Source organism: Streptomyces rimosus subsp. rimosus, assembly GCF_000720725.1.
Taxonomy (GTDB): domain Bacteria; phylum Actinomycetota; class Actinomycetes; order Streptomycetales; family Streptomycetaceae; genus Streptomyces; species Streptomyces rimosus_A.
The window spans coordinates 121,422-144,960 of the sequence record NZ_JOCQ01000009.1 but is presented as its reverse complement, the minus strand read 5'-3'; the positions used below and the strand labels follow the sequence as shown (position 1 = coordinate 144,960).

At 70.8% G+C, this 23,539-nt stretch carries 21 protein-coding genes; 16 read left to right on the top strand and 5 right to left on the bottom strand.

Annotation, left to right across the window (positions count from 1 at the left end):
- Window positions 1-518: 518 nt before the first annotated feature.
- The 3 genes from IH45_RS0107395 to nusB all read left to right on the top strand — a co-directional run bounded on the left by IH45_RS0107395 (window position 519) and on the right by nusB (window position 2,695).
- The gene (locus tag IH45_RS0107395; RefSeq protein WP_030663251.1) at window positions 519-1,625 is read left to right on the top strand and encodes an aminopeptidase P family protein; all 1,107 of its coding nucleotides are present in this window, start codon (window positions 519-521) and stop codon (window positions 1,623-1,625) included.
- A gap of 66 nt (window positions 1,626-1,691) precedes the next feature.
- Complete coding sequence (efp, locus tag IH45_RS0107390; RefSeq protein ID WP_030663247.1) at window positions 1,692-2,258, top strand: elongation factor P; 567 nt, start codon at window positions 1,692-1,694, stop codon at window positions 2,256-2,258.
- Between the two features lie 2 nt (window positions 2,259-2,260).
- Window positions 2,261-2,695, top strand: a complete 435-nt coding sequence (gene nusB / locus IH45_RS0107385) for a transcription antitermination factor NusB (RefSeq protein ID WP_030663245.1) — start codon at window positions 2,261-2,263, stop codon at window positions 2,693-2,695.
- 146 nt (window positions 2,696-2,841) lie between these two features.
- Here nusB and bldD read toward each other — a convergent pair whose 3' ends face one another.
- Entirely contained in the window at window positions 2,842-3,342 is a 501-nt protein-coding gene (bldD, locus tag IH45_RS0107380; RefSeq protein WP_003982726.1) for a transcriptional regulator BldD, read from the bottom strand.
- 220 nt (window positions 3,343-3,562) lie between these two features.
- Between bldD and pyrR the strand changes: the two genes are divergently transcribed.
- The 13 genes from pyrR (at window position 3,563) to metK (ending at window position 18,025) form a co-directional block, all read left to right on the top strand.
- Window positions 3,563-4,138, top strand: a complete 576-nt coding sequence (gene pyrR / locus IH45_RS0107375; RefSeq protein WP_030663243.1) for a bifunctional pyr operon transcriptional regulator/uracil phosphoribosyltransferase PyrR — start codon at window positions 3,563-3,565, stop codon at window positions 4,136-4,138.
- Between the two features lie 94 nt (window positions 4,139-4,232).
- Window positions 4,233-5,219 carry an aspartate carbamoyltransferase catalytic subunit gene (locus tag IH45_RS0107370; RefSeq protein WP_030663241.1) on the top strand — a complete coding sequence of 329 codons (987 nt, stop codon included), beginning with the start codon at window positions 4,233-4,235 and terminating at the stop codon, window positions 5,217-5,219.
- Complete coding sequence (locus tag IH45_RS0107365) at window positions 5,219-6,514, top strand: dihydroorotase (RefSeq protein WP_030663238.1); 1,296 nt, start codon at window positions 5,219-5,221, stop codon at window positions 6,512-6,514. The genes IH45_RS0107370 and IH45_RS0107365 overlap by 1 nt, the downstream gene beginning before the upstream one ends.
- On the top strand, window positions 6,511-7,092 hold the full coding sequence (locus tag IH45_RS0107360; protein WP_030663235.1) for a PH-like domain-containing protein: 582 nt from the start codon (window positions 6,511-6,513) through the stop codon (window positions 7,090-7,092). Before IH45_RS0107365 ends, IH45_RS0107360 begins: the two co-directional genes overlap by 4 nt.
- Complete coding sequence (gene carA / locus IH45_RS0107355) at window positions 7,089-8,255, top strand: glutamine-hydrolyzing carbamoyl-phosphate synthase small subunit (RefSeq protein ID WP_030663231.1); 1,167 nt, start codon at window positions 7,089-7,091, stop codon at window positions 8,253-8,255. Before IH45_RS0107360 ends, carA begins: the two co-directional genes overlap by 4 nt.
- Window positions 8,248-11,559 (top strand): carbamoyl-phosphate synthase large subunit, encoded by a 3,312-nt coding sequence (gene carB, locus IH45_RS0107350; protein ID WP_030663228.1) that lies wholly within the window; start codon window positions 8,248-8,250, stop codon window positions 11,557-11,559. Before carA ends, carB begins: the two co-directional genes overlap by 8 nt.
- Window positions 11,560-11,650: 91 nt before the next feature.
- Window positions 11,651-12,763 (top strand): quinone-dependent dihydroorotate dehydrogenase, encoded by a 1,113-nt coding sequence (locus IH45_RS0107345; RefSeq protein WP_030663225.1) that lies wholly within the window; start codon window positions 11,651-11,653, stop codon window positions 12,761-12,763.
- The gene (gene pyrF / locus IH45_RS0107340) at window positions 12,760-13,629 is read left to right on the top strand and encodes an orotidine-5'-phosphate decarboxylase (protein WP_030663222.1); all 870 of its coding nucleotides are present in this window, start codon (window positions 12,760-12,762) and stop codon (window positions 13,627-13,629) included. The genes IH45_RS0107345 and pyrF overlap by 4 nt, the downstream gene beginning before the upstream one ends.
- 192 nt (window positions 13,630-13,821) lie before the next feature.
- Window positions 13,822-14,145, top strand: a complete 324-nt coding sequence (locus IH45_RS0107335) for an integration host factor (RefSeq protein ID WP_030663218.1) — start codon at window positions 13,822-13,824, stop codon at window positions 14,143-14,145.
- Between the two features lie 38 nt (window positions 14,146-14,183).
- On the top strand, window positions 14,184-14,777 hold the full coding sequence (gmk, locus tag IH45_RS0107330; protein WP_050514607.1) for a guanylate kinase: 594 nt from the start codon (window positions 14,184-14,186) through the stop codon (window positions 14,775-14,777).
- A 39-nt stretch (window positions 14,778-14,816) separates the two neighbouring features.
- Window positions 14,817-15,089 carry a DNA-directed RNA polymerase subunit omega gene (rpoZ, locus tag IH45_RS0107325; protein ID WP_003982715.1) on the top strand — a complete coding sequence of 91 codons (273 nt, stop codon included), beginning with the start codon at window positions 14,817-14,819 and terminating at the stop codon, window positions 15,087-15,089.
- Window positions 15,090-15,262: 173 nt separating this feature from the next.
- Window positions 15,263-16,612 (top strand): bifunctional phosphopantothenoylcysteine decarboxylase/phosphopantothenate--cysteine ligase CoaBC, encoded by a 1,350-nt coding sequence (gene coaBC / locus IH45_RS0107320; RefSeq protein WP_234440445.1) that lies wholly within the window; start codon window positions 15,263-15,265, stop codon window positions 16,610-16,612.
- 204 nt (window positions 16,613-16,816) lie between these two features.
- On the top strand, window positions 16,817-18,025 hold the full coding sequence (gene metK, locus IH45_RS0107315) for a methionine adenosyltransferase (protein WP_030663210.1): 1,209 nt from the start codon (window positions 16,817-16,819) through the stop codon (window positions 18,023-18,025).
- A 129-nt stretch (window positions 18,026-18,154) separates the two neighbouring features.
- Here the strand turns inward: metK and IH45_RS0107310 are convergent, their stop codons facing one another.
- The 4 genes from IH45_RS0107310 to IH45_RS0107295 form a co-directional block, all read right to left on the bottom strand.
- Entirely contained in the window at window positions 18,155-19,321 is a 1,167-nt protein-coding gene (locus IH45_RS0107310; RefSeq protein ID WP_050514606.1) for a hypothetical protein, read from the bottom strand.
- A 24-nt stretch (window positions 19,322-19,345) separates the two neighbouring features.
- On the bottom strand, window positions 19,346-21,304 hold the full coding sequence (locus IH45_RS0107305; RefSeq protein ID WP_030663204.1) for an nSTAND3 domain-containing NTPase: 1,959 nt from the start codon (window positions 21,302-21,304) through the stop codon (window positions 19,346-19,348).
- Window positions 21,301-22,074 (bottom strand): toll/interleukin-1 receptor domain-containing protein, encoded by a 774-nt coding sequence (locus tag IH45_RS0107300; protein WP_050514605.1) that lies wholly within the window; start codon window positions 22,072-22,074, stop codon window positions 21,301-21,303. The genes IH45_RS0107305 and IH45_RS0107300 overlap by 4 nt, the downstream gene beginning before the upstream one ends.
- Before the next feature lie 73 nt (window positions 22,075-22,147).
- Window positions 22,148-23,437: a helix-turn-helix domain-containing protein gene (locus IH45_RS0107295; protein WP_030663197.1), complete on the bottom strand. Its 1,290-nt coding sequence runs from the start codon at window positions 23,435-23,437 to the stop codon at window positions 22,148-22,150.
- Window positions 23,438-23,539: the final 102 nt, after the last annotated feature.

The following is a 23,539-nucleotide window of genomic DNA, read 5'->3' as shown; positions in this document are numbered from 1 at the left end:
CCGGCTCGGCGGGTCCGCGGGCTGGGGCAGGGCGGGTCCGGTCCGTGGGCTCGCCGTAGCGGCGCCCGGCGTCCGGTGTACCGCTGCCGAAGCCGCGGATTCCCGGAAGACACCCGGTTCCCGTGGTTCCCGCCGCCCCCTCCGGGTATCCCCCCACCGGGGGGACGATCACGTTCGATTTGACCAATAGGGCCGCGCTTCCGCTCACCCGGCCGGGAGCGGGCGGTGGCCCGCGCCGGGAGTGTCCGGCCCCTCCGCCGGGAGTGTCCGGCCGCCCCCCCCGCCGCGAGCGTCCCGCGGTCCCCGCCAGGAGTCTCCGGCCGCCCCCGCCGGGAGCGTCCCGCGACCCCCGCCAGGAGCGTCCGGCCGTACCCGCCAGGAGTGTCCGGCCGTACCCGCCGGGAGCCTCCCGCGCCCCCGCCGACAGCGTCCCGCAACCCCCGCCGGAAGCCTCCCGCGATCCCCCGCCCGGACCCGCCCGACCGGCCGGGGGAGACCGGGGCCCGTACGCTCGGTGCATGTCCGAGCTGTACTCGGCCCGGCGTACGCGGCTGCGCGACCGCTGCGCCGCAGCCGGAAGCGCCGCGGCGCTGATCTCGCGTCCCGCCAACGTCCGCTACCTCACCGGTTGCGCGCCGCCCGGCGCGGCCCTGCTGCTCGGCCCGGCCGACGACCTGCTGCTGACCGGGGGGCCGCTGAGCGGGGACCCGTCGGAGGGGCGTCCGACGGAGGAACTGCGGATCTCCGAGCTGCCGACCCGGGACGGCGACCCGGTCGTGGCCGCCGCGGACGAGGCCGCGCGGGCCGGGGCCGGCTCGCTCGCCGTCGAGGAGCACCATCTGACCGTCGCCCGGCACCGCGCGCTCGCCCAGGTCGCCCCGGGGCTGCGGCTCGCCGACCTCGCCCGCGCCGTCGAGGCGCAGCGGGTCGTCAAGGACGACGAGGAGATCTCCTGCCTGCGGATCGCCGCCGAGATCACCGACCAGGCCCTCGGCGAGCTGCTGGAATCGATCCTGGTGGGCCGTACGGAACGGCACCTGGCGCTGGAACTGGAGCGCCGCCTCGTGGACCACGGCGCGGACGGCCCCGCCTTCCCCACCTCGGTCGGCACCGGCCCGAACGCGGGCCGCACCGGGCATCCGCCCACCGACCGGCGCGTCGAGGAGGGCGACTTCCTCTCCGTCAACCTGGGTGCGAATTACCGGGGTTACCGCTGCGAGATCGGCCGTACGTTCGTCATCGGCACCACGCCGGCGGACTGGCAGATCGAGCTGTACGATCTCGTTTTCGCAGCCCAGCGGGCCGGGCGGGAGGCGCTGGCGCCCGGTGTGGAGTGCCGTGAGGTGGACCGCGCGGCGCGCCAGGTCCTGGTCGGCGCGGGGCACGGGGAGCGGCTCGGGCCGGGCACCGGACACGGTGTGGGCCTGGAAATCGACGAGGACCCTCGGCTGTCACCTGCGGCCATGGGTAAACTGGACGCTTGCGTGCCGGTCACCGTCGATCCGGGGGTTCACATCCCGGGCCGCGGCGGCGTCCGGATCGACGACACACTCGTCGTCCGCCCCGAGGCGGACGGCGGGCCCGAGCTACTCACGATCACGACCAAGGAGCTGCTCGCCCTTTGAGCCTTGACAGGCTCGGAGCGTGCTCTTCCGGGTCCCACCACCTGCAGTCCAGGAGATTCCGCAACCGTGGCTTCCACGAACGACCTCAAGAACGGCCTGGTGCTCAAGCTCGAAGGCGGCCAGCTCTGGTCCGTCGTCGAGTTCCAGCACGTCAAGCCCGGCAAGGGCCCGGCCTTCGTCCGCACCAAGCTCAAGAACGTGCTGTCCGGCAAGGTGGTGGACAAGACCTTCAACGCCGGTGTGAAGGTCGAGACGGCCAACGTCGACAAGCGCGGCATGCAGTTCTCGTACATGGACGGCGAGTACTTCGTCTTCATGGACATGGACACCTACGACCAGCTGCACATCGACCGCAAGACCGTCGGTGACGCCGCCAACTACCTGCTCGAAGGCTTCGAGGCCGTGGTGGCGCAGCACGACGGCTCGGTGCTCTACGTCGAGCTGCCGGCCGCGGTCGAGCTGACCATCAAGGAGACCGAGCCCGGCGTCCAGGGCGACCGCTCCACCGGTGGCACCAAGCCCGCCACGCTGGAGACCGACCACCAGATCCAGGTCCCGCTGTTCATCACGACCGGCGAGAAGATCAAGGTCGACACCCGCTCCGGTGAGTACCTCGGCCGGGTGAACAGCTAACCGTGGCCGCCCGCAACAAGGCCCGCAAGCGCGCCTTCCAGATCCTCTTCGAGGCCGACCAGCGCGGTGCCGACGTGCAGTCCGTGCTGGCGGACTGGATGCGTCACGCCCGGACCGACCCGCGGCAGCCGCCGGTCAACGAGTACACCCTGCAACTGGTCGAGGGGTACGCGGAGCACGTCGAGCGCATCGACGAACTGCTCGGCACCTACTCCGTCGGCTGGACGCTGGACCGGATGCCGACGGTGGACCGCAACGTCCTGCGGCTCGGCGCCTACGAGCTGATCTGGGTGGACGAGACCCCGGACGCCGTGGCCATCGACGAAGCGGTGCAGCTGGCCAAGGAATTCTCCACGGACGAGTCGCCGGCCTTCGTCAACGGCCTGCTCGCCCGTCTGAAGGAACTGAAGCCGAGCCTGCGGCGCGAGGCGCGCTGAGGCGGCGGTGGATCGTGAAAGGGCCCGGAGCGGGACGCTCCGGGCCCTTCGCATGCCGCCCCGCACTTGAGGTGGCGCAGACAGAAAACCGCCGCTCCGGAAGCCTCCGGAGCGGCGGTACGTTTCTGCAGGTGACGCCGGTGCCGTCAGATGTCCTCGTGCTGCACCGCGCGGCGCGCATCGGCGTCCAGCACGCCCCAGCTGATGAGCTGCTCGGTCAGCACGGAGGGCGACTGGTCGTAGATCACCGCGAGGGTCCGCAGGTCGTCCTGGCGGATCGAGAGGACCTTGCCGTTGTAGTCGCCGCGCTGGCTCTGGATCGTGGCGGCGTAGCGCTGCAGGGGGCCGGCCTTCTCGGCGGGGACGTGGGCCAGCCGCTCCAGGTCGAGGACCAGCTTCGGCGGCGGCTCGGCGGCGCCGCCCGGGGTCGTGCCCGGGAGCAGTTCCTGCACCGGCACTCCGTAGAAGTCGGCCAGCTCGGCCAGGCGCTGCACGGTCACGGCACGGTCGCCGCGCTCGTACGAGCCCACCACCACGGCCTTCCAGCGGCCCTGGGACTTCTCCTCGACACCGTGGAGAGAGAGGCCCTGCTGGGTGCGGATGGCGCGGAGCTTGGCCCCGAGCTGTTTGGCGTATTCGCTGGACATAAAGCTCCCCGGACGCTGTGTAGGCGTGCGGCGCGGCCGCGCGCTGGTAACTCACTGTGAGGTTACGCAGCGTAATTCGGCATCGTCAAGCCGAATGAGTCACACGGTGGTCCCGAAGGGGTGTTGTCGGACCACGCCGCGGGTGCTGATACCGTGGACGGCGTAATTCCGACGTCCTTTAAAGTCCGTCCTGTGAGGCGGAGAAGGAGGTCCGTTCGTCATGGACGCCCCCAGCTCCAACGCTGCGCGTCCGGTCCTCGAAGGCCCGGACATCACGCGCATGCTCACCCGCATCGCCCACGAGATCGTCGAACGCGCCAAGGGCGCCGGCGACGTGGTGCTGCTCGGCATCCCCACCCGCGGCGTCTTCCTCGCCCGCCGGCTGGCCGCCAAGCTCGAAGAGATCACCGGCCGCCCGGTCCCGGTCGGCTCGCTCGACATCACCATGTACCGCGACGACCTGCGCCTGGGCCCGGCCCGCGCGCTCGCCCGCACCGAGATCCCCGGTGACGGCATCGAGGGCCGGGTGGTCCTCCTCGTCGACGACGTGCTCTTCTCCGGCCGTACGATCCGTGCCGCCCTCGACGCCCTGAACGACATCGGCCGCCCACGCGCCGTGCAGCTCGCCGTCCTGGTCGACCGCGGCCACCGCGAGCTGCCGATCCGTGCCGACTATGTGGGCAAGAACCTCCCCACGTCGTTGCGGGAGACGGTCAAGGTCCAGCTCACCGAGGAGGACGGCCGGGACGCCGTGCTGCTCGGCGTCAAGCCGACCGCCCCGGCCGGCGAGCAGTAGCACACCCCCGTACGGACCCGGTGCCGCCGGGCCCGTACCCGTGCCTGCTCGACGGACATACCCGTACACCTCCATCACTCACGGAGAAAACCGGATGAAGCGTCATCTCATCTCGGCCGCCGACCTCACCCGCGACGATGCCGTCCTGATCCTCGACACCGCCGAGGAGATGGCCCGGGTGGCGGACCGGCCGATCAAGAAGCTCCCCACGCTGCGCGGACGCACCGTCGTCAACCTCTTCTTCGAGGACTCCACGCGCACCCGCATCTCCTTCGAGGCCGCCGCGAAGCGGCTCTCGGCGGACGTCATCAACTTCTCCGCGAAGGGCTCGTCCGTCTCCAAGGGCGAGTCACTGAAGGACACCGCGCTGACCCTGGAGGCGATGGGCGCGGACGCCGTCGTCATCCGGCACGGCGACTCCGGCGCCCCGCACCGCCTGGCCACCTCCGGCTGGATCGGCGGCTCGGTCGTCAACGCCGGCGACGGTACGCACGAGCACCCCACCCAGGCCCTGCTGGACGCCTTCACCATGCGCCGGCACCTGACCGACGGCGCCGGCCAGGACCTCTCCGGCCGCCACATCACCATCGTCGGCGACATCCTGCACAGCCGGGTGGCCCGCTCCAACGTCCACCTGCTGACCACGCTGGGCGCCGAGGTGACGCTGGTCGCGCCGCCCACGCTGGTGCCGATCGGCGTCGAGCGGTGGCCCTGCGAGGTCAGCTACGACCTCGACGCGGTGCTGACCAAGTCGGATGCGGTCATGATGCTGCGCGTCCAGCGCGAGCGCATGAACGCCGCCTTCTTCCCCACCGAGCGGGAGTACGCCCGGCGCTACGGCCTCGACGGCGACCGTATGGGCCGGATGCCCGACCACGCCATCGTGATGCACCCCGGCCCGATGAACCGCGGCATGGAGATCACCGCCGAGGTCGCCGACTCGCCGCGCTGCACCGCCGTCGAGCAGGTCGCCAACGGGGTCAGCATCCGGATGGCCGTCCTGTACCTGCTGCTGGGCGGGAACGAACCCGCCGTCACGACCACTGCCGCCCCTGCCGCGCGTATTGAGGAGAGCAAGTAATGAGCAAGACCCTGATCCGCGGGGCGAAGGTCCTGGGCGGCGAGGCGCAGGACGTCCTGATCACCGACGGCACCATCATCGCCGTCGGCACGGACGTGACCGTGTCCAGTGCCGAGGGCGCCACCGTCGTCGAGGCCGCGGGCCAGGTCCTGCTGCCCGGCCTGGTCGACCTGCACACCCACCTGCGCGAGCCGGGCCGCGAGGACTCCGAGACGGTCCTGACCGGCACCAAGGCCGCCGCCGTCGGCGGATTCACCGCCGTACACGCCATGGCCAACACCTTCCCCGTCGCGGACACCGCCGGCGTGGTCGAGCAGGTCTGGCGCCTGGGCAAGGAGTCCGGCTACTGCGACGTGCAGCCGGTCGGCGCCGTGACGGTCGGCCTGGAGGGCAAGCAGCTCGCCGAGCTGGGCGCCATGCACGACTCCGCGGCGGGCGTACGGGTCTTCTCCGACGACGGCAAGTGCGTGGACGACGCGGTGATCATGCGGCGCGCGCTGGAGTACGTGAAGGCCTTCGACGGCGTGATCGCCCAGCACGCCCAGGAGCCGCGGCTGACCGCCGGCGCCCAGATGAACGAGGGCATCGTCTCCGCCGAGCTGGGCCTGGCCGGCTGGCCCGCGGTGGCCGAGGAGTCGATCATCGCGCGGGACGTGCTGCTCGCCGCCCACGTCGGTTCGCGGGTGCACATCTGCCACCTGTCCACCGCGGGCTCCGTCGAGATCGTCCGCTGGGCCAAGTCCAAGGGCTGGAACGTCACCGCCGAGGTCACGCCGCACCACCTGCTGCTGACCGACGAGCTCGTACGTTCCTACAACCCCGTCTACAAGGTGAACCCGCCGCTGCGTACGGAGGCCGACGTGCTCGCGCTGCGCGAGGCGCTGGCCGACGGCACGATCGACTGTGTCGCCACCGACCACGCCCCGCACCCGCACGAGGACAAGGACTGCGAGTGGGGCGCGGCCGCCATGGGCATGGTCGGCCTGGAGACGGCGCTGTCCGTCGTCCAGCACACCATGGTCGACACCGGCCTGCTCGACTGGGCGGGTGTCGCGGACCGGATGTCGTTCCGCCCCGCCGAGATCGGCCGTCTCAAGGGCCACGGCCGCCCCGTCTCGCCTGGCGAGCCCGCCAACCTCACGCTGGTCGATCCGGCATACCGTGGACCCGTGGACCCCGCGGGCTTCGCCTCCCGCAGCCGCAACACGCCCTACGAGGGCCGTGAGCTGCCGGGTCGCGTGACCCACACCTTCCTGCGGGGCCGGGCAACGGTCGTGGACGGGACTCTGGCGTGACACCTTCATTCATCCAACTGGCCGCGGAACAGAAGTCCGCCGAGGTCACCGACTGGGCCGCGCGCATCGGCTGGGTCGTCGGGCTGCTCCTGTTCATCGCGCTCCTCTACTGGCTGATGCGCGAGGGCTGGAAGTGGCGCGGCACGCTCCAGGGCGGCCTGCCCGAGCTGCCCACCGCCCCCGAGGCCCCCGGCGAGCCGCGGCTGACGATGACCGGCCGCTACCACGGCTCCACCACCGCCGGGCAGTGGCTGGACCGCGTCGTCGCGCGCGGTCTGGGCACCCGCAGCCGTGCCGAGCTGACCCTGACCGACGCCGGCGTGGACGTCGTACGGCCCGGCGCCGAGGACTTCTTCGTCCCGGCCGCGGCGCTGCGCGGCGCCCGCCTGGACAAGGGCATCGCCGGCAAGGTCCTCCCGGAGGGCGGCCTGCTGGTGATCACCTGGGCGCACGGCGAGACGGAGATCGACTCCGGCTTCCGGTCCGACCGGGCCGCCGAGCACACCGCCTGGGTCGCCGCTCTGACCGACCTGACCAGCAAGAACAGCAAGACCACCGAAACGGAAGGCGCACGATGACGACCTCCACCGGGGCAGCCGTGAAGGCTCCCGCCATACTCGTCCTGGAGGACGGCCGCACCTTCCGCGGCCGTGCTTACGGGGCCGTGGGGGAGACCTTCGGCGAAGCGGTGTTCTCCACCGGCATGACCGGCTACCAGGAGACCCTGACCGACCCCTCGTACCACCGCCAGGTGGTCGTCATGACCGCCCCGCACATCGGCAACACGGGCGTCAACGACGAGGACCCCGAATCCGCCCGCATCTGGGTCTCCGGCTTCGTCGTACGCGACCCCGCCCGCACCCCGTCCAACTGGCGCTCGGCCCGCACCCTCGACGACGAGCTGGCCGCCCAGGGTGTCGTCGGCATCAGCGGCATCGACACCCGCGCGCTCACCCGCCACCTGCGCGAGCGCGGCGCGATGCGCGTCGGCATCTTCTCCGGCCCGGCGCTCGACGGCCCGGCCGGCACCGGCCTCGCCGACGAGGCGGCGCTGCTCGCCAAGGTGCAGTCGGCCCCGCAGATGAAGGGCGCCGACCTGTCCGCCGAGGTGGCCACCAAGGAGGCGTACGTGGTTCCCGCGCAGGGCACCAAGCGCTTCACCGTCGCCGCGGTCGACCTGGGCATCAAGGGCATGACCCCGTACCGCATGGCCGAGCGCGGCATCGAGGTGCACGTGCTGCCCGCCACGGCGAGCGCCGAGGACGTGTACGCCGTCAACCCGGACGGGGTGTTCTTCTCCAACGGCCCGGGCGACCCGGCCACCGCCGACCACCCGGTCTCCGTCATGCGGGCGGTGCTGGAGCGCGGTACGCCGCTGTTCGGCATCTGCTTCGGCAACCAGATCCTCGGCCGCGCGCTGGGCTTCGGCACGTACAAGCTCAAGTACGGGCACCGCGGCATCAACCAGCCGGTGCAGGACCGTACGACCGGCAAGGTCGAGGTCACCGCGCACAACCACGGCTTCGCCGTGGACGCGCCGCTCGACAAGATCTCCGAGACCCCTTACGGACGCGCCGAGGTCTCCCACGTCTGCCTGAACGACAACGTGGTGGAGGGGCTCCAGCTCCTCGACCGGCCGGCCTTCAGCGTCCAGTACCACCCCGAGGCCGCCGCGGGCCCGCACGACGCGGCCTACCTGTTCGACCGCTTCGTCCAGCTCATGGAGGGCCAGCGTGCCTAAGCGCACCGATATCCAGTCCGTCCTGGTCATCGGCTCCGGCCCGATCGTCATCGGCCAGGCAGCCGAGTTCGACTACTCCGGCACCCAGGCGTGCCGGGTCCTGAAGGCCGAGGGCCTGCGGGTCATCCTGGTCAACTCCAACCCGGCCACGATCATGACCGACCCGGAGATCGCCGACGCCACCTACGTCGAGCCGATCACCCCGGAATTCGTCGAGAAGATCATCGCCAAGGAGCGCCCGGACGCCCTGCTGCCCACCCTGGGCGGCCAGACCGCGCTGAACACCGCGATCTCGCTGCACGAGGCGGGCACGCTGGAGCAGTACGGCGTCGAGCTGATCGGCGCCAACGTCGAGGCGATCAACAAGGGCGAGGACCGCGACCTGTTCAAGGAGGTCGTCGAGGCGGTCCGCCGCAAGATCGGCCACGGCGAGTCCGCGCGCTCCTACATCTGCCACTCCATGGACGACGTCCTGAAGGGCGTCGAGGAGCTGGGCGGCTACCCGGTCGTCGTGCGCCCCTCCTTCACCATGGGCGGCGCCGGCTCCGGCTTTGCCCACAACGAGGAGGAACTGCGCCGTATCGCCGGCCAGGGCCTGACCCTGTCGCCGACCACCGAGGTGCTCCTGGAGGAGTCCATCCTCGGCTGGAAGGAGTACGAGCTGGAGCTGATGCGCGACCGGAACGACAACGTCGTGGTCGTCTGCTCCATCGAGAACTTCGACCCGATGGGCGTGCACACCGGTGACTCGATCACGGTGGCCCCGGCGATGACGCTCACCGACCGCGAGTACCAGACCCTGCGCGACATCGGCATCGCCGTGATCCGCGAGGTCGGCGTGGACACCGGCGGCTGCAACATCCAGTTCGCCGTCAACCCCGTCGACGGCCGGGTCATCGTCATCGAGATGAACCCGCGCGTCTCGCGCTCCTCGGCGCTCGCCTCCAAGGCCACCGGCTTCCCGATCGCGAAGATCGCCGCCCGGCTGGCCGTCGGCTACACGCTCGACGAGATCCCCAACGACATCACCGAGCAGACCCCGGCGTCCTTCGAGCCGACCCTCGACTACGTCGTGGTCAAGGTCCCGCGCTTCGCCTTCGAGAAGTTCCCGGCGGCGGACGCCCGGCTGACCACCACCATGAAGTCGGTCGGCGAGGCGATGGCCATCGGCCGCAACTTCACCGAGGCGCTCAACAAGGCGCTGCGCTCCCTGGAGAAGAAGGGCAGCCAGTTCGACTTCACCGGCGACCCGGGCGACAAGGCGGAGCTGCTGGTCAAGGCCGAGATCCCCACCGACGGCCGGATCAACACCGTCATGCAGGCGATCCGGGCCGGCGCCACCCAGGAGGAGGTCTTCGACGCCACGAAGATCGACCCGTGGTTCGTCGACCAGCTCTTCCTGGTCAAGGAGATCGCCGACGAGATCGCGGCCGCCGACCAGCTCGGCCCCGAGGTCCTGGCGTACGCCAAGCGGCACGGCTTCTCCGACAGCCAGATCGCCGCGATCCGCGGCCTGACCGAGGACGTCGTCCGCGAGGTCCGGCACGCCCTCGGCGTCCGCCCGGTCTACAAGACGGTCGACACCTGCGCCGCCGAGTTCGCCGCGAAGACCCCGTACTTCTACTCGTCCTACGACGAGGAGAGCGAGGTCGCGCCGCGCGAGAAGCCCGCGGTGATCATCCTGGGCTCCGGCCCGAACCGCATCGGCCAGGGCATCGAGTTCGACTACTCCTGCGTCCACGCCTCCTTCGCGCTGTCCGACGCGGGCTACGAGACCGTCATGGTCAACTGCAACCCGGAGACCGTCTCCACCGACTACGACACCTCCGACCGGCTCTACTTCGAGCCGCTCACCCTGGAGGACGTGCTGGAGATCGTGCACGCCGAGCAGCAGGCGGGCCCGGTCGCCGGCGTCGTCGTCCAGCTCGGCGGCCAGACCCCGCTGGGCCTGGCGCAGGCGCTCAAGGACAACGGCGTACCGATCGTCGGCACCTCGCCGGAGGCCATCGACCTGGCCGAGGAGCGCGGCGCGTTCGGCCAGGTGCTGACCGAGGCGGGCCTGCCCGCCCCCAAGTACGGCACCGCCTACTCCTTCGACGAGGCCAAGGGCATCGCCGCCGAGATCGGCTACCCGGTCATGGTCCGGCCGTCCTACGTCCTCGGCGGCCGCGGCATGGAGATCGTCTACGACGAGCCCTCGCTCGCCGCCTACCTGGAGCGGCACGCCGGCCTGATCGACCAGCACCCGGTCCTCATCGACCGCTTCCTGGACGACGCCATCGAGATCGACGTGGACGCCCTCTACGACGGCCACGAGCTCTACCTCGGCGGCGTCATGGAGCACATCGAGGAAGCCGGCATCCACTCCGGCGACTCCGCCTGCGCGCTGCCGCCCATCACCCTCGGCGGCTATGACATCAAGCGGCTGCGCGCCTCCACCGAGGCCATCGCCAAGGGCGTCGGCGTCCGCGGACTGATCAACATCCAGTTCGCGATGGCGGGCGACATCCTGTACGTGCTGGAGGCCAACCCGCGCGCCTCCCGTACGGTCCCCTTCACCTCGAAGGCGACCGCGGTACCGCTGGCCAAGGCCGCCGCCCGGATCTCGCTGGGCGCCACCGTCGCCGAGCTGCGCGCCGAGGGCATGCTGCCGAAGAGCGGCGACGGCGGCACGCTGCCGCTGGACTCGCCGATCTCCGTCAAGGAGGCCGTCATGCCCTGGTCGCGGTTCCGCGACGTCTCCGGGCAGGGCGTGGACACCGTGCTGGGCCCCGAGATGCGCTCCACCGGCGAGGTCATGGGCATCGACTCGGTCTTCGGCACGGCGTACGCCAAGTCGCAGTCCGGCGCGTACGGCGCGCTGCCCACCAAGGGCCGGGCGTTCGTCTCGGTCGCCAACCGCGACAAGCGCGCGATGATCTTCCCGGCGCGGGAGCTGGTCGCCCACGGCTTCGAGCTGCTGGCCACCTCCGGCACCGCCGAGGTCCTCAAGCGCAACGGCATCAACGCCACCGTCGTACGCAAGAAGAGCGAGGGCGAGGGCCCCAACGGCGAGAAGACCATCGTCCAGCTCATCCACGACGGCGAGGTCGACCTCATCGTCAACACGCCGTACGGCACCGGCGGCCGGCTCGACGGCTACGACATCCGCACCGCCGCCGTCGCCCGCGCCGTGCCCTGCCTGACCACGGTCCAGGCGCTGGCCGCCGCGGTCCAGGGCATCGAGGCGATGTCCCGCGGCGACGTGGGCGTGCGCTCCCTCCAGGAACACGCGCGGCAGCTGACCGCGGCCCGCGAGGAGTAAGGGCCCCGAGGGGGACACCGTCCGCGGTGTCCCCCTCTTCATGAGCCCGTTCCCCCCGACCTCCTCGACCCGCGGAAGGCCCCGCCCGCTCGTGTACTCCCTGTTCTTCAACCTGATCTTCCGGCGCATGGACCCCGAGAAGGCCCACCACCTGGCCTTCCGCTGGATCCGGCTGGCCGCGCGCATCCCGGTGCTGCGCACCTTCGCCGCGGCCGTCCTGGCCCCCCGCTACGAGGAGCTGCGCGTCGAGGCCCTGGGCCGCCGCATGCATGGCCCCTTCGGGCTGGCCGCCGGCTTCGACAAGAACGCCGTCGCCATCGACGGCATGGCCATGCTCGGCTTCGACCACGTCGAGATCGGCACGGTCACCGCCGAGCCGCAGCCCGGCAACCCCAAGAAGCGCCTCTTCCGCCTCGTACCGGACCGCGCGCTGATCAACCGCATGGGCTTCAACAACGACGGCTCGGCGGCCGTGGCGGCCCGCCTGGCCGCCCGCAACCCGGTCTTCCGCACGACGCTGGGCGTCAACATCGGCAAGACCAAGGTCGTCCCCGAGGACCGGGCGATCGCCGACTACGTGTCCTCCACGGAGCGGCTGGCCGCGCACGCCGACTACCTGGTCGTCAACGTCTCCTCGCCGAACACCCCCGGCCTGCGCAACCTCCAGGCCGTCGACCACCTGCGCCCGCTGCTCAGTGCGGTCCGCGAGGCCGCCGACCGCACCGTCACCGGGCGGCGCGTCCCGCTGCTGGTCAAGATCGCGCCGGACCTCGCCGACGAGGACGTGGACGCGGTCGCCGACCTCGCCGTGGAACTGGACCTGGACGGCATCATCGCCACCAACACCACCATCGCCCGGGAGAGCCTGGGCCTGGTCTCCGACCCGGCCCTGGTCCAGGAGACCGGCGGCCTGTCCGGAGCACCGGTCAAGGAACGCTCCCTGGAGGTGCTGCGGCGCCTGTACGCCCGCGTCGGCGACCGGGTCACCCTGATCGGCGTGGGCGGCATCGCGACCGCCGAGGACGCCTGGCAGCGCATTCTCGCCGGCGCCACCCTGGTGCAGGGCTACAGCGCCTTCATCTACGAGGGCCCGTTCTACGCCCGCGCCATCCACAAGGGCCTCGCCGCACGCCTGCGCAACAGCCCGTACGCCACCCTCGCCGACGCGGTCGGCGCCGAGCACCGGAAGGTGACCTCCCGATGAGCCCCCTCGTGAGCCCCGAACCCTTCGGCGCCCGCCTGCGGGCCGCCATGGACGCCCGCGGCCCGCTCTGCGTCGGCATCGACCCGCACGCCTCGCTGCTGGCCGACTGGGGCCTGAGCGACGACGTGGCGGGCCTGGCGGCCTTCTCGCGCACCGTCGTCGAGGCGCTGGCCGACCGCGTCGCCGTCCTCAAGCCGCAGTCGGCCTTCTTCGAGCGCTTCGGCTCGCGCGGCATCGCCGTCCTGGAGGAGACCGTCGCGGCGGCCCGGGAGGCCGGTGCCCTGGTCCTGATGGACGCCAAGCGCGGCGACATCGGTTCCACCATGGCCGCGTACGCCGCCACCTACCTGGACCCGGCCTCGCCGCTGTTCTCGGACGCGGTCACGGTCAGCCCGTACCTGGGCTTCGGGTCGCTCGCCCCGGCCGTCGACCTGGCCCGGGAGAACGGCTGCGGCCTGTTCGTCCTCGCGCTGACCTCGAACCCCGAGGGGCAGGAGGTCCAGCACGCAGTACGGGCCGACGGCCGCAGCGTCGCCGCGACCGTGCTCGGCCACCTGAAGGCCGCGAATGCCGAGGCCGCCGCCCGGGGCGGGCTGGGCTCGTACGGGGCCGTCGTCGGCGCCACGCTCGGCGACCTGTCCGCGTACGACCTGAACATCGGCGGGCCGTTGCTCGCACCCGGCATCGGAGCCCAGGGCGCCACCCCCGCGGACCTCCCGCGGGTCTTCGGGGACGCGGTCCGGGACGTCGTGCCGAACGTCAGCCGGGGGGTGCTGCGGCACGGTCCGGACGTCGCCGCACTTCGCGAGGCAGCCCTCCGATGTGCCGACGAGGTGCGGACAGCGGTCGAACGGCGGGGACTTTAGTCCCGATATGTCCTGGTCAGCAGAGTCTGACCAGGACTTTTCGCTTGTTCTCGCTGACTCCGGGCGCCTTGGCCGCTAGTCTCCGACGAGAGCAGTGCACGTAAGCGCGTTGCTCGTTGCCCCGCAGGTGCGGGGCGACTAGGTTCCACACCGGTCCGTATCCGACAGTTCGACATCCGAGGTGACGTAGGCGTGGCTCTTCCGCCCCTTACCCCTGAACAGCGCGCAGCCGCGCTCGAGAAGGCCGCCGCGGCTCGCCGGGAGCGCGCCGAGGTCAAGAATCGGCTCAAAAATGCCGGCGCCTCCCTTCATGACGTCATCAAGCAGGGCCAGGAGAACGACGTCATCGGCAAGATGAAGGTCTCCGCCCTCCTTGAGTCCCTGCCCGGCGTCGGCAAGGTCCGCGCCAAGCAGCTCATGGAGCGGCTGGGCATCTCCGAGAGCCGCCGGGTCCGCGGTCTGGGCACGAACCAGATCGCCGCCCTGGAGCGCGAGTTCGGCGAGAAAGCCGGCTGAGTTTCCTGGCAGCGCCGGGGAACTGGAATAATCGCCATATGGCTGCAACACCCCGGGGGACGTCCCCCGTATCCCCGGACGCCCGTCCGCGGCTGACCGTGCTCTCCGGCCCCTCCGGGGTCGGCAAGAGCACGGTCGTCGCCCATATGCGCAAGGTCCACCCCGAGGTCTGGCTCTCGGTGTCGGCCACCACGCGCAAGCCGCGCCCCGGGGAGCGGCACGGCGTCCAGTACTTCTTCGTGGACGACGAGGAATTCGACAAGCTCGTCGCCAACGGCGAACTGCTGGAATGGGCCGAATTCGCGGGCAACCGCTACGGCACCCCCCGCAAGGCCGTCCAGGACCGCCTGGAGGCCGGGGAGCCGGTCCTGCTGGAGATCGACCTCCAGGGCGCCCGGCAGGTGCGCGAGTCCATGAAGGAAGCCCAGCTGGTCTTCCTGGCCCCGCCGAGCTGGGAGGAGCTGGTCCGCCGGCTCACCGGCCGCGGCACCGAGGCGCCCGAGGTCATCGAGCGCCGCCTGACGGCCGCCAAGGTCGAGCTGGCCGCCGAGGCCGAGTTCGACGAAACCCTGGTCAACACCTCCGTCGAGGACGTCAGCCGTGAGCTGCTAGCCTTGATGAAGGTTCTTTGATCTTTACACCTGTTTACACCCCCCTTCGGAAGGCAGAGAGTGTCCTCTTCCATCACCGCGCCCGAGGGCATCATCAACCCGCCGATTGATGAGCTTCTCGAGGCCACCGACTCGAAGTACAGCCTCGTGATCTACGCCGCCAAGCGCGCCCGTCAGATCAACGCGTACTACTCGCAGCTCGGCGAGGGCCTGCTGGAGTACGTCGGCCCGCTGGTCGACACCCACGTCCACGAGAAGCCCCTGTCGATCGCGCTCCGCGAGATCAACGCGGGCCTGCTGACCTCCGAGGCCGTCGAGGGCCCGGCTCAGTGAGCAACCGGGCGTCCCGGTGTCCCGAGGACCCCGGCACGGCGCCTTGACCAAGGGCCCGGCAGCGCCGCTGCCGGGCCCTTGGTGTGTCATGGGGGAGTAACGACCGGGCCGACCTGGCCGACCGGGTCCGCACCCCACCAGGGGCGGAACCCACGGAGTGGGGAGAGAACGCGATGGGCAAGCCGACACAGCCGCAGCGGGCCGCCGGGACGGCGGACGGAGCCGAGGCCGCGGTACGGGCCGGGACGGCAGTCCGGGCCGAGGCGGCGGACAGCGGTCCGGCGCGCCGGCCCCGGGTCGTCCTCGGGGTCAGCGGCGGCATCGCCGCGTACAAGGCGTGCGAGCTGCTGCGCCGGCTCACCGAGTCCGGGCACGACGTCCGGGTCGTGCCGACCGCGGCGTCCCTGCACTTCGTCGGCGAGGCCACCTGGGCCGCGCTGTCCGGCAACCCGGCCTCCACCGAGGTGTGGGAGTCGGTCCACGAGGTCCCGCACGTCCGCATCGGCCAGTCCGCCGACCTGGTCGTGGTGGCCCCCTGTACGGCCGACATGCTGGCCAAGGCCGCCCACGGCCTCGCCGACGACCTGCTGACCAACACCCTCCTCACCGCGCGCTGTCCGGTGATCTTCGCCCCGGCGATGCACACCGAGATGTGGGAGCACCCCGCCACCCAGGAGAACGTCGCCACGCTGCGCCGCCGCGGCGCCGTCGTCATCGAGCCCGCCGTCGGGCGGCTGACCGGCGTGGACACCGGCAAGGGCCGCTTCCCCGACCCCGCCGAGATCTTCGAGACCTGCCGCCGCGTCCTGGCCCGCGGCCCGCTGGGGCTCGTCCAGGACCTCGCCGGGCGGCACGTCGTCATCAGCGCCGGCGGCACCCGCGAGCCCCTCGACCCGGTCCGCTTCCTGGGCAACCGCTCCTCCGGCAAACAGGGGTACGCGCTCGCCCGCACCGCCGTGGCCCGCGGCGCCCGCGTCACCCTCGTCGCCGGCAACAGCGAGCTGCCCGATCCGGCCGGGGTGGACGTGGTGCACATCGGTACGGCCGTCCAGCTGCGCGAGGCCGTGCTGAAGGCGGCGGCGGACGCCGACGCGGTGGTGATGGCGGCCGCCGTGGCCGACTTCCGCCCCGCCGCGTACGCCACCGGCAAGATCAAGAAAAAGGACGGCCAGGAGCCCGAGCCGGTGGCCCTCGTCCGTAATCCGGACATTCTCGCCGAGATCTCCGCGGACCGCCCCCGCCCCGGCCAGGTGATCGTCGGTTTCGCCGCCGAGACCGACGACGTCCTCGCCAACGGACGCTCGAAACTCACTCGAAAGGGTTGTGATCTGCTGGTCGTCAACGAGGTCGGCGACCACAAGGCGTTCGGCTCGGCACAGAACGAGGCGGTGATCCTGGCCGCCGACGGCGCCGAGACACCCGTACCGTACGGACCGAAGGAGGCCCTCGCCGACACGGTCTGGGACCTCGTGGCCCCTCGCCTGACCGCCCCGCAGTTCCCTTCCACCCCTCCTACCTCTTGATCGAGACCCGCCGCCCTGGCTTCCGCCGGAACGAGATCTTCCTCTCCCCGGCACGGTGTCCCAGGTCACGGCGGGTCCATAAATCGAGACTGCGTGCCCGAACGCCTCTCATGACCGATAAACTGGCCGCGGATCGTGCCGAGCGCAGCTCTCGGCCCTTCCGCCAATGATCAGCCAGCAGCCGCTGCAACCCCAGGGAGCGATGTGTCCCGCCGCCTGTTCACCTCGGAGTCCGTGACCGAGGGTCACCCCGACAAGATCGCTGACCAGATCAGCGACACCATTCTCGACGCCCTCCTGAAGGAGGACCCGGCCTCCCGGGTCGCCGTCGAGACGTTGATCACCACCGGCCTGGTCCACGTGGCCGGCGAGGTGACGACGAAGGCGTACGCCGACATCCCCAACCTCGTGCGCAACAAGATCCTCGAAATCGGCTACGACTCGTCGAAGAAGGGCTTCGACGGCGCCTCCTGCGGCGTCTCGGTCTCCATCGGCGCGCAGTCCCCGGACATCGCCCAGGGCGTCGACACCGCCTACGAGAAGCGCGTCGAGGGCGACGAGGACGAGCTGGACAAGCAGGGCGCCGGCGACCAGGGCCTGATGTTCGGCTACGCCTGCGACGAGACCCCGGAGCTGATGCCGCTCCCGATCCACCTCGCGCACCGCCTGTCGAAGCGCCTGTCCGAGGTCCGCAAGAACGGCACCATCCCGTACCTGCGCCCCGACGGCAAGACCCAGGTCACCATCGAGTACGACGGCCACAAGGCCGTCCGCCTCGACACGGTCGTCGTCTCCTCGCAGCACGCGTCGGACATCGACCTGGACTCCCTCCTGGCGCCCGACATCCGCGAATTCGTCGTCGAGCACGTCCTCAACCAGCTCGTCGAGGACGGCATCAAGCTGGACACCGACGGCTACCGCCTGCTGGTCAACCCCACCGGCCGCTTCGAGATCGGCGGCCCGATGGGCGACGCCGGCCTGACCGGCCGCAAGATCATCATCGACACCTACGGCGGCATGTCCCGCCACGGCGGCGGCGCCTTCTCCGGCAAGGACCCGTCCAAGGTCGACCGCTCGGCCGCCTACGCCATGCGCTGGGTCGCCAAGAACGTCGTGGCGGCCGGGCTGGCCGCCCGCTGCGAGGTCCAGGTCGCCTACGCCATCGGCAAGGCCGAGCCGGTCGGCCTGTTCGTCGAGACCTTCGGCACCGCCACCGTCGACGTCGACAAGATCGAAACCGCCATCGCCGAGGTCTTCGACCTCCGCCCGGCCGCCATCATCCGCGACCTCGACCTCCTGCGCCCCATCTACTCCCAGACCGCCGCTTACGGCCACTTCGGCCGCGAGCTGGAGGACTTCACCTGGGAGCGGACGGATCGGGTGGAGGCGCTGAAGACGGCTGCGGGGTTGTAGAGCTCGCGTCGCACAGCAAGAAGCCCGCCCCTTTCGGGGCGGGCTTTTTCGCGTGTAGACCGATCTGCTGCTTCGACGGGGCACGCAGACGGCATTCGCGCCACCCGCGCCATTTTCACCCGGGCCGCGTCACCGGTCCTCGGGTGCTGTGGAATCGGCGCCATCCGGCTCATCCGATGTCTCCTCGCCGGAATCACTGGTGGATTCGGGGGAGTCGAAATGCCGGCGGATGGCCGACGCGGCTTCGTCGCACCCCTCGACGGCCAGGTAATCCGCGATCCGACGGGCACAGAGGGCCCGTATGTGCTCGTCGCGGGCGAGCCCGGCGTCATCCATGAACGACTCCAGAACGGTGGGAACGTCCGGCTTCTCCGGGGCCTCGCCATTGTGGAACGGCTGCCCGTCCGGGCCGAGGAACGACGAAAGTCCTGCGTCGCGAGACGCGGTGCTGCCGTCCATCGGCGCCCCGTGCGGAGTGAACGAAGGGCTGTCGGACGCGTCGGGGCTCGCAATCAGATGCCGGAACAGTTCCGGTACCTCTCGGTTGTTGGCGGCAGAGGAAAGCTGTGCCAGTGGGCCTATCAGGTCCACCGTCTTCTCGATCCGGTCGTCGTGTTTGGCCATCCACCAGACCACGGCGCTGCCGGTGTCCTTCAGCACTTCGGTGCCCAGGTAGGCGCGCTTGCTGCGCTCGTAGTTGCGTTCGTGCTCCCAGACATCCTCGTCCTTGCGGACGGTCGAGAGTTTGGTGAGGCGCTCCCGGTCCGCGTCGGAAAGCTGCAGCGTGACGTTCTCGGCCATGGCCTCGACCCGGGCCGTCACGTCGGGCTCCATGGTGCCCAGGGCTCCGTCGAGCTGGTGCTGGGCCAAGGTGCTGTGGTGCGGGTTCTGCCGCGCGGTGATGTCACGTGCCCGGGCGAGGACGGCGTCGACCGCCAGCCCGCCCGCGTTCACCCGAGGAGCGTCCACCGCGGCACCGAGCGGACGCCAGCGGATCGTGGCGGAGAACAGGAAGTCGTAGTCCGGGACGGAGCTGGGGAGGGCCACCCCCGCCACCGTGCGTTCCCAGCGTTCGACCGGTGGGACCGGCAGGTCGGGGTGGGCGGGATGTTCCCAGGCTCCGTGCGCCGGGCGCCGGGAATCGAACCAGAAGGCCGTGGCCGCCCCGGTGATCAGCACGGCTGTCGACAGTGACCAGGCCCAGGTGGGCCACCGCAGGCTCAGACCCGCGATGACCAGGAGCAAAGCACAGATGACGGTGAGGAAGACCGTGGCGGTCTTGTAGCCGGAACTCATGGCGATCTCCCGGTGCCGAGCCGGTCACAGGCTGGGAACGGTGGGCGCGATACCGTGCGCGGCGTCGATCCGGCGTTCGAGCACGGCGAACAGCGCTCGGCGTTCCCCCGCTTCGGCGGGGACGGCCGGGACCCAGTCACGGGCGACGGTGTGCAGGCGGGCGAGGCTGCCGGAATTCCGTGCGGCGGCTTCGACCACGACAGCGAGTAGGTGTTCCTGGTACGGGCCGGCGTCCAGTGCCGCCGTCAGCCAGTCCGCCAGCGGATCGCGCCACTCCTCATAGGAGCGGTGACGCAGCACCGAGGCCCAGCCATCGGTCAACCGTTCCCGAACCGTCGGGCTGGTGAACAGAGCGCGGGTACGGGAAGCCACCGAAGCCATGGCCAGCAGGATCGCCGCGTCGGTCGGCCACCGTTCCGGCTCCAGGCGGCCGAGCAGCATGCGGAAGAGCCGACGGCCTTTGCGCACGAGGGCGAGCAGTGCTTCGGAGGCGGCGCGGTCGTCGGAGCCGGCGGCCCGGGCCAGGTGATGCAGGCGCACCAACGCCTGGTCCGGGTGCCGCACGGCCATCACCTGGGCGCAGACGAGGACGAGTGCTTGGCGCAGATCCTTGGGCAGCCCCGGTGTGAGGGACCACTCGTAGATCTTCTGCCGGAACGCGCGGCCGAACGCGTCGCTGTTGAGACCTTCTGTCAGGGCTTGGCAGATGTCGGCCAGCAGCCGCCCGGCGTGGCGCCCGCCCCACTGCTCGGCCAGCCACCACAGGTCGTAGGGGCGCCCACTGGCCAGGCACTGTTCCGCGAACCAGCGGATCAACTCGGTCCGGTTCCGTTGCGGAAGGTCGTGCCAGGTGACGCAGTCGCGCACCCACTCGCGGAAACGCTGGCGCAGATCGGACAAGTACGTCCAGAAATGGGCGCGTATGGCCGCGTCGAATCCCATGGTGAGGAAGCGGACTCCGCCGTCCTTGTCGGTACCGGCTTTGACAACCTTGAATTCCGCTGTGAGGTCAGTGTGGTCGAGGCGGGGACGGTCGTCACCGGGATGCCCGAGAAGGTCCTGCAGGGAGTTGGCCGCCCGCAGCACGATGGCGGGGGCGCAACCGTGGAACATCGCCAGGGTCAGAGCCAGGGCGCGCTGGCGGCCGGTTAGGTCGGCGATGAAATCGGCGACTTGAGGCCTGCGGCTGTCGGCCCGCTCAGCCAACGCCCGGTCACACCAGTGGCGGAAGTCGCCGCCCGAGCCTCCGGCATCCCGCGCGCGCCGGATCAGGCCGGCGAGTTCGGCGAGGTCCCGCATCGCAGCGCCTGCCGTGTACTGGGTGAGCTGTGGCGTGCTGAGATCGTCCGGACCCGGGCGGATGCCGTCCTTGCGCAGGTACCGCACCAGCAGCCTCCTGCCCTCCGGACGGTCGATCTCGGTGGTGAGCCAGCGCAGCTCCTGGCGTCGGAGATAGTCGAACTGCTGGGGCAGGACGACCACGAGACGCGCGGAACGGGCCTCCACCACGGACCGGAAGTCGGAGAGCTCGGCCTGCACGGCGTTGTACCGTTCGGCGTCGCTGCTCGACAGATCCAGCAGCATCCGGTCGTGCTCGCCGATCAGTGCGGTGTCCAGAGCCCGGTCGGCGGTGTCGTCCTGAGTGTCGGGAAGTTCGTGAAAACTGCCCGCCCCCTCGGAGAGTTCGTGCAGCAGCATCAGTGCGGCGGCCCGTCGGCCGCTGCCGGGCTGTCCGGTGATCAGGACGGTGCCGTGGTCGCGCAGCAGATTTCGCGCGTTGCGGAAACCGGACGGGTAGACGAAGCGCTGGTAGAGCCAGTGGCGGTCGTCATACGCGATGGCGAGGGACGTCCTCGCCCTGTCGGCCAGGCGGGATACGGCTTCCCGCAGATAGAAGTTGAACTGGGGGCCGTCCCCGGTGCTCAGCGGGGCGTGCGCCTGGTGGACGTAGGAGCCGAAGTGGCCCTCGACGCGTTCGGTCATCGTTCGCCGTCCCGGTACCGGGGGGACGAGCCGAACCGATGGCTGATCGGTACGTGGGCGTGGTCGCCGGAGACCTGTGTCGTTCCGTCGCCGTTGATCTTCGTGCCGCCGGTGCCGATCTGATCTCCGGTTCCGGTGTGCATCGGCGCGTTGGACTCGTTGACGAAGGTACCGACGGTGCCGCGCACGGCTCCGATACCACCACGCTGTCCCTCGTTGCGCACCGACGGGTCGGGCTCGTGCCGCGATCCCTGGCGGGCGCGCTCAGCGGAAGGCTTCGCCGTGTCCAAGGAAGCCAACTCGGCAACCTGCGCCACCAGACGGTCACCGAGCCGCGCGACATCTGTCCGACCGTCCCGCCACCACAGCCGCTCGTACTGGCACTCCGCGAGCTCCGCCAGGGAGGGCGGCAGGGACTTCGGGTCGAGCTGCTCCACGCGCCGGCCCAGCAGCAGCGGTACGACCAGGACCCCGCAGTCGAGCGCTTCCTCGATCTCACGGCGTACCCAGTCGTCCTCGTTGTCCAGGGCCCGCCGCTCCGGTTGCTGCCGGTCGGGGGCGTCCAGCCAGCGCTCGCCTATCAGAACGAGGAGGACACAGCTGCGCCGGACGGCGCCGAGCATGACCTGGCTGAATTTCGATCCCGGGGGGATCGACCTCTCGGCGAGGAAGGTGCTGTTCCCGCCGAAGCGTTCATTCAGCGCTTCGGCAAGACGCTGCGCGGATTCCTTGCCGTCGCCGGTGCGGTAGTTGACAAAGATTTCGTGCATGGCTGAGTGACCTTCCTGATGCGGTCGGGTGAGTTGGGTGGATCGCGGCCTGCCGCGCGGACGCGGGCGGCGCCTAGTGGGAGGCCGCAGCCAGCGCTGTGGAGAGTTCCGGGCTGAGTTCCCGGACGGAGGCGTTGCGGTGGTGGCGCCCCAGCGTGCGCGCCAACCGTCGCAGGTCGGCGGTGATCGTCGCGGATTGGACGACACAGATGGTGGGGAGCAGGCCTCGGGCCACCTGGCAGGCGAGTTCGATCTCGCCCGCCGCCGCATACGCGAGCGCGCGCCGGAGTTCGTACCGGGAGCGGGTCCGCAGGGCGTGCGCGGGAAGCCGGGCGGTCTCCCTCCCGAGGATCTCCGCGGCTTTCCGCGGCCGTCCCAGTTCGTAGAGGCACCAGCCGGTGAACATCGCCGCCACGTCGGGCAGGTGGGAAGCGCCGATGACCGGTTCCCGCGGGTCGCGGTGTGCGAGCGCGAGGAGCTCCCGGGACCGGTCCAGGCTGCGCATACAGGCGTCGTAGTCGCCGTTGACGGCTTGGCTCTGCGCCAGCTTCTGCGCGGCCAGGCCCCTGATCCGCGGCGGCGCGGGACTGTCGAGTGCTTGCGAGGCCAGCCCGATGGCCCCGTCCGTATCTCCGCGGAAGAGGCTGATCAGCGCACGACGGGCCGACGCGTACGCGGTCAGACTGTGGTCGTTGCCGGAGTCCGCGAGTTCCACGGCACGGTCGGTCCACCACAGCGCGGCCGTGTCGTTCCCCGATTCCTGGGCCATCCAGCCCGTGTACTCGGCGAACCGGGACGCGAGTACCAGAAGCGCCTGACGGGTGCGTGTGCCGCTACGAGCCGCCAGCTGCTGCAGGCTGTGGGTCTGGGAAATCAGCTGCGGTAATAACGCGCCGGGACCCGACACCTGGCCGAGCCGCCGGTACTGGCCGAACAGCGTCCGTGACGCGTCGACCAGCGTCATGGCCCCGGTCTCCGTCGTGACGTGCATCCCGCCCATCCCGATCCCCAGGACCGAGGCCGCGCCGGCGCCGATCACCCGGCGGCGGCCGATCGGCTGGAACGAGCCGGACCCGTCCTTGTCCAGATGCATCAACCACACCTCACCCTCATGACTGGTAGGAGGAACATCGCCCGCCGGCGCGGCCACCGGAACGAGGCCGGCCAGCGCTCCCAGCGCACCGAGTTCTTCGTCGCAGAGCCGTGCGAGCTGCGGAGTCGGGGGCTTGAGGCCCCGCTCCACCTTGCTCAGCTGTCCTTTGCTGTAGTGGACCCGTCGGCCCAGCTGGTCCAGCGAAAGATCCGCTGCCAGGCGGCGTCTGCGGAGTTCCTGTCCGAACGCATGGGGCTGCTGCGGAAGCATTCCATCCTCCGTATCCGTCCGTCCGGGCAGCCGGCGAGCGTTGCGTGTCAGCGTGCGCCGGGTGGCACGGCGGAACAAGGCGAACAGGGCCGTTTCCCGTTT

What these genes read in the sequence shown, in the direction of transcription:
- gmk (WP_050514607.1), top strand. Translation starts at nt 14,184, where the DNA reads ATGGCTGCAACACCCCGGGGGACGTCCCCCGTATCCCCGGACGCCCGT.
- IH45_RS0107310 (WP_050514606.1), bottom strand. Translation starts at nt 19,321, where the DNA reads ATGAGTTCCGGCTACAAGACCGCCACGGTCTTCCTCACCGTCATCTGT.
- carA (WP_030663231.1), top strand. Translation starts at nt 7,089, where the DNA reads ATGACGACCTCCACCGGGGCAGCCGTGAAGGCTCCCGCCATACTCGTC.
- pyrR (WP_030663243.1), top strand. Translation starts at nt 3,563, where the DNA reads ATGGACGCCCCCAGCTCCAACGCTGCGCGTCCGGTCCTCGAAGGCCCG.
- IH45_RS0107395 (WP_030663251.1), top strand. Translation starts at nt 519, where the DNA reads ATGTCCGAGCTGTACTCGGCCCGGCGTACGCGGCTGCGCGACCGCTGC.
- IH45_RS0107370 (WP_030663241.1), top strand. Translation starts at nt 4,233, where the DNA reads ATGAAGCGTCATCTCATCTCGGCCGCCGACCTCACCCGCGACGATGCC.
- coaBC (WP_234440445.1), top strand. Translation starts at nt 15,263, where the DNA reads ATGGGCAAGCCGACACAGCCGCAGCGGGCCGCCGGGACGGCGGACGGA.
- IH45_RS0107365 (WP_030663238.1), top strand. Translation starts at nt 5,219, where the DNA reads ATGAGCAAGACCCTGATCCGCGGGGCGAAGGTCCTGGGCGGCGAGGCG.
- bldD (WP_003982726.1), bottom strand. Translation starts at nt 3,342, where the DNA reads ATGTCCAGCGAATACGCCAAACAGCTCGGGGCCAAGCTCCGCGCCATC.
- pyrF (WP_030663222.1), top strand. Translation starts at nt 12,760, where the DNA reads ATGAGCCCCCTCGTGAGCCCCGAACCCTTCGGCGCCCGCCTGCGGGCC.
- IH45_RS0107300 (WP_050514605.1), bottom strand. Translation starts at nt 22,074, where the DNA reads ATGCACGAAATCTTTGTCAACTACCGCACCGGCGACGGCAAGGAATCC.
- IH45_RS0107295 (WP_030663197.1), bottom strand. Translation starts at nt 23,437, where the DNA reads ATGCTTCCGCAGCAGCCCCATGCGTTCGGACAGGAACTCCGCAGACGC.
- IH45_RS0107305 (WP_030663204.1), bottom strand. Translation starts at nt 21,304, where the DNA reads ATGACCGAACGCGTCGAGGGCCACTTCGGCTCCTACGTCCACCAGGCG.